The organism is Mycobacterium sp. (genome assembly GCF_051006775.1).
In the GTDB taxonomy this organism is placed as follows: domain Bacteria; phylum Actinomycetota; class Actinomycetes; order Mycobacteriales; family Mycobacteriaceae; genus Mycobacterium.
In genome coordinates this window covers 1-7,051 of record NZ_JBPCSX010000189.1, presented here as the reverse complement: position 1 = coordinate 7,051, position 7,051 = coordinate 1, and the positions used below count along the sequence as shown (strand labels likewise).

The 7,051-nt window shown below is 68.9% G+C and carries 9 protein-coding genes and 1 pseudogene; 3 read left to right on the top strand and 7 right to left on the bottom strand.

Annotated features, from left to right (window positions below; translation table 11 throughout):
• Positions 1 to 55: 55 nt before the first annotated feature.
• Together ACR2JI_RS13715 and ACR2JI_RS13710 are read right to left on the bottom strand one after the other, a co-directional pair.
• Positions 56 to 310, bottom strand: coding sequence for a WhiB family transcriptional regulator (locus tag ACR2JI_RS13715; protein ID WP_526390830.1), 255 nt, complete (start codon positions 308 to 310; stop codon positions 56 to 58).
• A 262-nt stretch (positions 311 to 572) separates the two neighbouring features.
• Positions 573 to 1,538: a diacylglycerol/lipid kinase family protein gene (locus ACR2JI_RS13710; RefSeq protein WP_526390828.1), complete on the bottom strand. Its 966-nt coding sequence runs from the start codon at positions 1,536 to 1,538 to the stop codon at positions 573 to 575.
• Positions 1,539 to 1,607: 69 nt separating this feature from the next.
• On the opposite strand from ACR2JI_RS13710, the gene ACR2JI_RS13705 reads away from it, so the two are divergent.
• Positions 1,608 to 1,940 (top strand): DUF222 domain-containing protein, encoded by a 333-nt coding sequence (locus tag ACR2JI_RS13705; RefSeq protein ID WP_526390826.1) that lies wholly within the window; start codon positions 1,608 to 1,610, stop codon positions 1,938 to 1,940.
• Positions 1,937 to 2,368, top strand: coding sequence for a hypothetical protein (locus tag ACR2JI_RS13700; RefSeq protein WP_526390824.1), 432 nt, complete (start codon positions 1,937 to 1,939; stop codon positions 2,366 to 2,368). The genes ACR2JI_RS13705 and ACR2JI_RS13700 overlap by 4 nt, the downstream gene beginning before the upstream one ends.
• On the opposite strand, the gene ACR2JI_RS13695 is transcribed toward ACR2JI_RS13700, so the two are convergent.
• Genes ACR2JI_RS13695 through ACR2JI_RS13685 form a run of 3 tightly spaced genes read right to left on the bottom strand, consistent with a single transcriptional unit; the run spans position 2,323 to position 4,471 of the window.
• Positions 2,323 to 2,802, bottom strand: a complete 480-nt coding sequence (locus tag ACR2JI_RS13695) for a GNAT family N-acetyltransferase (protein ID WP_526390822.1) — start codon at positions 2,800 to 2,802, stop codon at positions 2,323 to 2,325. The two genes, ACR2JI_RS13700 and ACR2JI_RS13695, sit on opposite strands and share 46 nt — an antisense overlap.
• Positions 2,799 to 3,887: an isochorismate synthase gene (locus ACR2JI_RS13690; RefSeq protein ID WP_526390820.1), complete on the bottom strand. Its 1,089-nt coding sequence runs from the start codon at positions 3,885 to 3,887 to the stop codon at positions 2,799 to 2,801. Before ACR2JI_RS13690 ends, ACR2JI_RS13695 begins: the two co-directional genes overlap by 4 nt.
• Positions 3,884 to 4,471, bottom strand: coding sequence for an acid phosphatase (locus ACR2JI_RS13685; protein ID WP_526390818.1), 588 nt, complete (start codon positions 4,469 to 4,471; stop codon positions 3,884 to 3,886). The genes ACR2JI_RS13690 and ACR2JI_RS13685 overlap by 4 nt, the downstream gene beginning before the upstream one ends.
• 28 nt (positions 4,472 to 4,499) lie before the next feature.
• Here ACR2JI_RS13685 and ACR2JI_RS13680 point away from each other — a divergent pair, with 28 nt between their 5' ends.
• Positions 4,500 to 5,339 carry a ParA family protein gene (locus ACR2JI_RS13680; RefSeq protein WP_526390832.1) on the top strand — a complete coding sequence of 280 codons (840 nt, stop codon included), beginning with the start codon at positions 4,500 to 4,502 and terminating at the stop codon, positions 5,337 to 5,339.
• Between the two features lie 11 nt (positions 5,340 to 5,350).
• Here the strand turns inward: ACR2JI_RS13680 and ACR2JI_RS13675 are convergent, their stop codons facing one another.
• Both ACR2JI_RS13675 and ACR2JI_RS13670 read right to left on the bottom strand, forming a co-directional pair.
• On the bottom strand, positions 5,351 to 6,562 hold the full coding sequence (locus ACR2JI_RS13675; protein ID WP_526390816.1) for an Rv3212 family protein: 1,212 nt from the start codon (positions 6,560 to 6,562) through the stop codon (positions 5,351 to 5,353).
• A pseudogene (locus tag ACR2JI_RS13670) lies at positions 6,563 to 7,051 on the bottom strand (DEAD/DEAH box helicase); the annotation flags it as partial. It lies immediately after the preceding gene.

Sequence of the window (7,051 nt, the reverse complement as noted above, 5' to 3'; positions counted from 1 at the left end):
CAAAATCGCACCCCCCGCGCTTGGGGGGGCCCCGCGACTCGAATTCTGCTGGAGATCAGACTCCGGTACGTGCCCTGGTCCGGGCGTTGCGACGCTTGAGGGCACGACGCTCGTCCTCGCTCATACCGCCCCAGACACCCGCGTCCTGGCCGGACTCGAGAGCCCAGGTCAGGCACTCGGTGACTACTGCGCACCGGTTGCAGACCAGCTTCGCGTCAGCGATCTGGGCCAGAGCGGGGCCGCTGTTCCCTACCGGGAAGAACATCTCCGGATCCTCGTCCCGACAGACCGCCTTGTGGCGCCAATCCATTTCCACATCTCCTCTAGTACTGTGTGCACGACAAATACAACGGGGAAAACCCCGTTCAGCCTGGGCTGATAACGCCGGCGCACACAAATGTTGTTGCACTGTTATCTACGATAATTTCACAGCCGCGACGGTTGTCAAGGGAAGTTGAAGTAACCGTAAGCAACGTCACTCTGCAGCCCGATTTGGTACACGTGGACCCCGGTGTATTACTATGCCGCCGAATCGCGCCCGAACCGCAACCTCGGCGGGGTGAAAGCGCAGCTCAGAGTTGTTCTGGCGGGGGAGCGACCACCGAAACCGCGTCCGGAACCGCGGTAAACGTCATCTCATCGCGCAGGCCCAGGAAATCCCCGTCCACCTGGCAGGACACCGGTTCGGCGGCGGTGATCCGGACCTGCGCCACGTCGTCCTCGCGAATCAGGTGCTTGGCCCGGACGTTGGCCTTCTTGGACAGCATCCGGCGCAGCAGCAGCAGATTCGCGACCACGTTCATGCTGGTCATCGCGAAGATCCCCAGGCCTGATTCGAACGTGGTGCCGGGGTTGGTCCACACCGGCCGGGTGTTGGCGTAGGTCCAGGGGCTGGCGTTGGAGACGAACGCGAAGTGCACGCCCCGGATCGGGTTGCGCCCGGGGAGGTGCACGGTGAGCCGGGGTTGTTCGCGGGCGTTGGACAACATCTCACGGACCCCGATGCGGATGTAGCGGCTGGCGGTGACCTTGCGGCCCCTGGCCCGCTGGGCCTCCACGGCGGCCACCACGTCGCCGTCGACGCCCATCCCGGCGGTGAACACCGCCCAGCGCTCCCCGCAGTCCATCAGGCCGATCCGGCGCCACGGCGTGCCCGCCTGATGCGTGCCGAGCAGGTCGATCAGCTGGTTGGTGGCCTCGATGGGGTCGGAACTGATGCCCAGGGCACGGGCGAAGACGTTGGCCGAACCCCCCGGCACCACCGAGACGGCAGGCAGCCGGTCGGCCGGCGGGCGAGGGCCGTCCGGCGTGCCCAGCAGGCCGTTGACCACCTCATTCACCGTTCCGTCGCCGCCATGCACGATGATCACGTCGATACCGTCCGCGGCGGCCGCCTGGGCGATCTCGATGGCGTGGCCGCGGTGGTCGGTGTGCGTGACGGTCAGGTCCAGCCGGCTTTCCAGGGCGTGGGCCAGCAGATCGCGGCCGGCCGGGGTCGTCGAGGTGGCATTGGGGTTGACGATCAGCACGGCCCGCACGAGAGATGAGCCTAGATCGAAACCAAAACGAGGCCGACGGTGTCAGCGCCCGACGGTAAAATCGAATTTATGTTCGATGAATCTGATATGTCTGTCGCACAGCGCGCCGAGGAACGGCTGCCCAAGCTGGCCGCGGTGTTCAACGCCGGCCGGGTCGATTTTCGGATCTTCGCCACGGTCGCCTACCGCACCGGTCTGATCGCCGATCCGGATGTGCTGGCCCTGCTCGACGGCCAGCTCGCCCGGTTCGCCCGCCGGTGGAACTCGATGTCCTGGGAGCAGGTCGCCGACCTCATCGACCGGTGGGTCGGGGAGCTCGATCCGGGTGCGGTCCGCAGCGCGGGGCGGGCCCGCGGGGCCGAGGCGGACGGCGGTGACGGCCGCTTTAGGCTCGGTGCATGACGGTTCCCGCTCCCGCGACGGTGCGTCAGGCGGCCGTCCTGGTGGGCCTGGAGGGCGCCGCCGCGGTGTTGGCGGCGGTGCTCATGGTGATTCGCGGGTTGGCGGGGGCTGATCAGCACATCGTCAACGGCTTCGGCACCGGCGCGACCGTCGCCGTACTGGGTGCGGCGGTGCTGGCCGCCGGGTGGGCGCTGTGGAACGGCCGGGCCTGGGGCCGCGGTCTCGCGGTGTTCGCTCAACTGCTGCTGCTGCCGGTGGCCTGGTACATGGGCGTGGGCTCACATCAGTGGGGCTACGCCATCCCGCTGGCGGTCCTGGCCGCGGCCATCCTGGTGCTGCTGTTCAGCCCGGCGACGCTGCAGTGGCTGGCGTCCCCGGGCGATCAGTCGGCGGCCAGTGCCGAGAGTTCCGGGCCGGAAACCCGATAGGTGATCCATTCCGACATCTGCCGGCCCCCGACCTCGTCATAGAGGGCGATCGCGTTGACATTCCAGTCCAGCACCGCCCAGCTCAGTCGGCTGTACCCCTTCTCGACGCATTCGCGGGCCAGTGCGGCCAGCAGTGCCCGGGCGATTCCGCGTCGGCGGAACGCCGGGCGCACGAACAAGTCCTCCAGGTAGATGCCGGCCACCCCGTCCCAGGTGGAGAAGTTGCGGAACCACACCGCGATGGCTGCCGGTGCGCCGTCGCACTCTGCGATGAAACACGACGCCACCGCGTCGTCGCCGAAAAATGCTGCGGTGAGCTGACTTTCGGTCACCGTGCACTCCTGCGGCGCACGCTCGAAGTCGGCGAGTCCTTCGATCATCGCCACGATCTCGGCTTCATCCCCGCGAACCGCCGGGCGGATCCGAACCGTCATGACACCCCCAGTGCGGTGAGAATGGTTCTGAATTTCGTTGTGGTCTCCGCGACTTCGTCGCGGGAGTCCGACTCGGCGACGATCCCGCCGCCGGCTACGGCCAGTGCGGTGCGCCGGTCCGCGGACAGTTGCGCGCCCCGGATGGCCACCACCCAGCGGCCGTCGCCGCGGGCGTCGCACCAGCCGACCGCGCCGGCGTAGAAGCCGCGGCCCCCTTCGATCTCGGCGATCACATCCACCGCCGCGGCGGTGGGGACACCGCCGACAGCCGGAGTCGGATGTAGTGCCAAAGCCAGATCCATTGCGGTGGTGGAACTCATCCGCAGCCGGCCACTGATCGGAGTGCTCAGATGCCAGACGGCGCCGGTGCTGCTCAGTTGCGGCTCGGGTGCGATCTCGAGATCACGGCACAGTGGTTCCAGCGCGTCGCGCATGGTGTCGACCACGAGCTGGTGCTCGTGGCGGTTCTTGCTCGAGCCGGCAAGTGCGGCGGCATTGGCGGCATCGGTGTCCGGGTCGGCCGACCGCGGTGCGGACCCGGCGAACGGCTGAGCGCTGACCACCTCGCCGCGACGGGCCACCAGGAGTTCGGGGCTGGCGCCCACCAGTGCGGCGCCGGTGAACGCCCGACCGGCGGGGGAGAGGTCAGCCAGGTAGGCGGTGCCCTCGGGGTCGGCGGCGATGAGCCGGTGCAGGATCGCCAGTGGATCCATCGGGGCATCGGCGTCGAGTTGCAGAGCGCGGGCCAAAACGACCTTCTCCAAGGGGTTTTCGGCATCGCGGAGCAGATGCAGCGCCGCCTCGATGCGGCCGCGATGGGTATCCGGGTCGGGCAGCATGCCGGTGATCCGCACGGCGGGCAGCGCGGCGGTGGGCCGCGGCGGCAGGGTATGGCCCACGCTGACCGGCTGCAGTAGCGCGGCCGGGTCGCGGATATCGAACGGCAGCGCCCCGACGATGATGTCGGCCGATCCATCCCGCAGGGCAGCGGCGGCGGTGGCGACGTCGTCGTATCCGGCCCTGACACCGGTCGCGACGATGGTCCCGGCCGGTCCGCTCAGCACAAAGGACGGGTGTTCGCTCACGCGTTGAGGCCCAGCGCCGACAGCTGGCGCAGCCCGTACTCGAAGCCGCACACCGCGACGCTTGCCGTGCCGAACCCGTAGCGGGCCACCTCGCTCAGCGGTTGCTCCACCCAGCGGGTCACCACCGACCGGGAGAAGTGGCCGTGACTGACGTAGACCACATCGCGGGAGACCATCTGCTCGAGTGCATAGGTCACCGCCCGGTCGGCGCGCACGGTGACCTGGGCCACGCTCTCCCCGCCCGGGCAGCCGTCGGTCCACAGCATCCAGCCCGGTGTCGTGGTGCGGATGTCATGGGTGGTCAGGCCCTCGTAGTCGCCGTAATCCCATTCGGCCAGCAGCGGGGACACCTCGTCGACGTGCAGTCCGGCCAATTCGGCGGTGATCAATGCACGCCGTCGCGGGCTGCTGACCACCAGCGGGTTGTCCAGTTCGAGGCGTTCCAGGGTGTGGGCGGCCCGGCGGGCCTGCTCGCGGCCCACCTCGGTGAGGTCGAGATCGGTGGTGCTGGTGTGTTTGTGGTCTCGCGACCACTCGGTTTCGCCATGCCGCAGCAGGATCAACCGATGGTTCCCGACGCTCACGTCACCGATTGTGCACGAACCTGGAACACTGACGGACGTGACCCGAATTCTGGCCGTGGCCAACCAGAAGGGCGGGGTGGCCAAGACGACGACGGTGGCCTCCCTGGGTGCGGCGTTCGTTGCCGAGGGCAAGCGGGTGCTGCTCGTCGATCTCGATCCGCAGGGCTGCCTGACCTTCTCGCTGGGCGCCGATCCGGACAAGCTGCCGGTGTCGGTGCATGAGGTGTTGCTCGGCGACGTCGAGCCCAGTGCAGCCCTGGTGCAGACCCCCGAAGGTATGTCGCTGCTGCCGGCCAATATCGACCTGGCCGGTGCCGAAGCCATGCTCCTGATGCGGGCCGGCCGGGAGTACGCGCTCAAGCGTGCGCTGGCCAAGCTCGCCGGCGCCGCCGGGCCGGCGACATCGGACCAGGACGACCAGGACTTCGACGTGGTGATCATCGACTGCCCGCCGTCGCTCGGCGTGCTCACCCTCAACGGGCTGACCGCCGCCGACGATGTCATGGTGCCCCTGCAGTGCGAGACGCTGGCGCACCGCGGTGTCGGTCAGTTCCTGCGCACCGTCGCCGACGTCCAGCAGATCACCAATCCGGATCTGCGGCTGATCGGCGCGCTGCCCACCCTCTACGACGCGCGCACCACCCACAGCCGCGATGTGCTTTTCGACGTCGCCGATCGGTACGACCTGCCGGTGCTATCCCCGCCGATTCCGCGCACCGTGCGGTTCGCCGAGGCAAGTGCGTCGGGCTCCTCGGTGATGGCGGGCCGGAAGAACAAGGGCGCCAGCGCCTACCGCGAGTTGGCGAAATCGCTTCTGAAGCACTGGAAGTCGGGTAAGCCGCTGCCGACGTTCACGCCCGATCTTTAGTCGAGTCGACCCTAGGGACTGAACGCGGTCAGCGTGGCGCCGCGCTGTTCGAGCACGACCGGTCCGATCGTCGACGGGATGATCACCGCGTCACCCGGTGCATGCGGCACCGCGATCACCCGCTCGCGTGAGCCGTTGACCGGGTTGTAGACCGCCAGGCCGTCGGCAACCGGGATCAGGAACCGTCCGGCCATCATCGTCGCCGGGCCCAGCGTGGGTGCATCGATCGTGTAGCGGTAGCTCAGCGTGCTGTCGAAGACCATCACCGAGGTACCGGTCCACCAGGTGAAGTAGTCACCGGCGTGGGTCAGCGCGGGGGTGGCGCCGTCCAGCGCCGGCGGGATGCGCAGCGGGGTCTCGGACACCGTGGAGCCGGTCTCGTCGTAAACCACCACCGCCGGACGCGGGACGGGCAGATACACCGCAGCGCGGGTGCCGGCCACCGCCAGCACCCGGGCATCGGCGTCGACGGCCAGTCCGGGCATCGGCACATGTTTGGTGTCCGGCTCGTCCTCCTCCTTGGCCGGTTTCAGCAACGTCAGCCGCAGGTCCTTCTCATCCCGGCAGGCCTCCAGCACCGCGGCCGAGGCGTCGGTGCCGGCGGCCGACATCAGCGTGCAGCCCGACCCGATGCCGGTGTTGGCCGGCTTGACCCGGGAGTCGATTTCGCCATAGGACAGCAGCCGCACCAGGTCGGTGCGCCACATTTCCAGGCGGGTGGGGCCGTAGGACAGCACCGCGCTGCCATCAGAACTCACCACGGTGTGCCTATCGGAGTAGCTGGTGCGGCTCGGTCCGCGGACCCCGGTCGCGGCGCGGATTCCGGTGACCTGACCGCAGCCGCGGCCGTCCGGATAGACCGCGACGGCCAAGTCGTAGACCTGGGTCACCGCACACAGATCACGATCGCGGGCGTACAGCCAGCGCTGCTCACCGGTATTGGGATCATGGCCGACGACGTCGTGGCCCTCGCCGGTGATCACGGTGCCACCGACCGCCACCGGCACCGAGGTGCGGGAGCTGACGGCGGTCCACCTCTGCTGCAGTGCATCCGGAACCGCTTGCGGCGTAACAAGACCCGTCGCCTTCGACGGGGCCGGCTGCAAGATCGTCGAGCGCGCTGAACTGTGCCACCAGAACGCTGCGATGACCATGGCCACCACAGCGGCGATCGCCGCCGCGGCGATCAGGTCACCCTTGGTGCGGCGCTCGGGAGCGACCATCTAGGAGGTGGCGGCGCCGGCTTCGGCGGACTTGCGCGGACCGCGGCGGCGACGGCGCGGACGGCCGTTGGAGCCGCCCTCGGCGGTCGTGGTGGCGCCGTCACCGTCGATGGCCGGCTTCTCGGCGTTGCCGTTCTCGGACTGGCCGCCGCGGGTGCGCTGCCGCGACCGGGTGCGGTCACGAGCGGGACGCTCACGCTTCTCGCCGCCGCCGCGACCACCATCGCGATCACGCGGCGGGCGGGTGCCCTGCGCCTTGCGGGCCGCGCCGATGAAACCACCTGCCTCGGTGGGGATGCCCAGCTCGGAGTAGAAGTGCGGGGAGTTGGAGTAGGTCTCGGCGGGATCGGCACAGTCCAGCTTGAGCGCGGTGTTGATCATCGCCCAGCGCTCGAGTTCGTCCCAGTCCACCAGGGTGATCGCGATACCGGTCTTGCCGGCCCGGCCGGTGCGACCGATGCGGTGCACGTAGGCCTGCTCGTCCTCGGG

Bases quoted from the DNA above. Each gene is read 5' to 3' on its own strand.
- ACR2JI_RS13715 (WP_526390830.1), bottom strand. From the start codon at position 310: ATGGATTGGCGCCACAAGGCGGTCTGTCGGGACGAGGATCCGGAGATG.
- ACR2JI_RS13705 (WP_526390826.1), top strand. From the start codon at position 1,608: ATGTTCGATGAATCTGATATGTCTGTCGCACAGCGCGCCGAGGAACGG.
- ACR2JI_RS13700 (WP_526390824.1), top strand. From the start codon at position 1,937: ATGACGGTTCCCGCTCCCGCGACGGTGCGTCAGGCGGCCGTCCTGGTG.
- ACR2JI_RS13695 (WP_526390822.1), bottom strand. From the start codon at position 2,802: ATGACGGTTCGGATCCGCCCGGCGGTTCGCGGGGATGAAGCCGAGATC.
- ACR2JI_RS13675 (WP_526390816.1), bottom strand. From the start codon at position 6,562: ATGGTCGCTCCCGAGCGCCGCACCAAGGGTGACCTGATCGCCGCGGCG.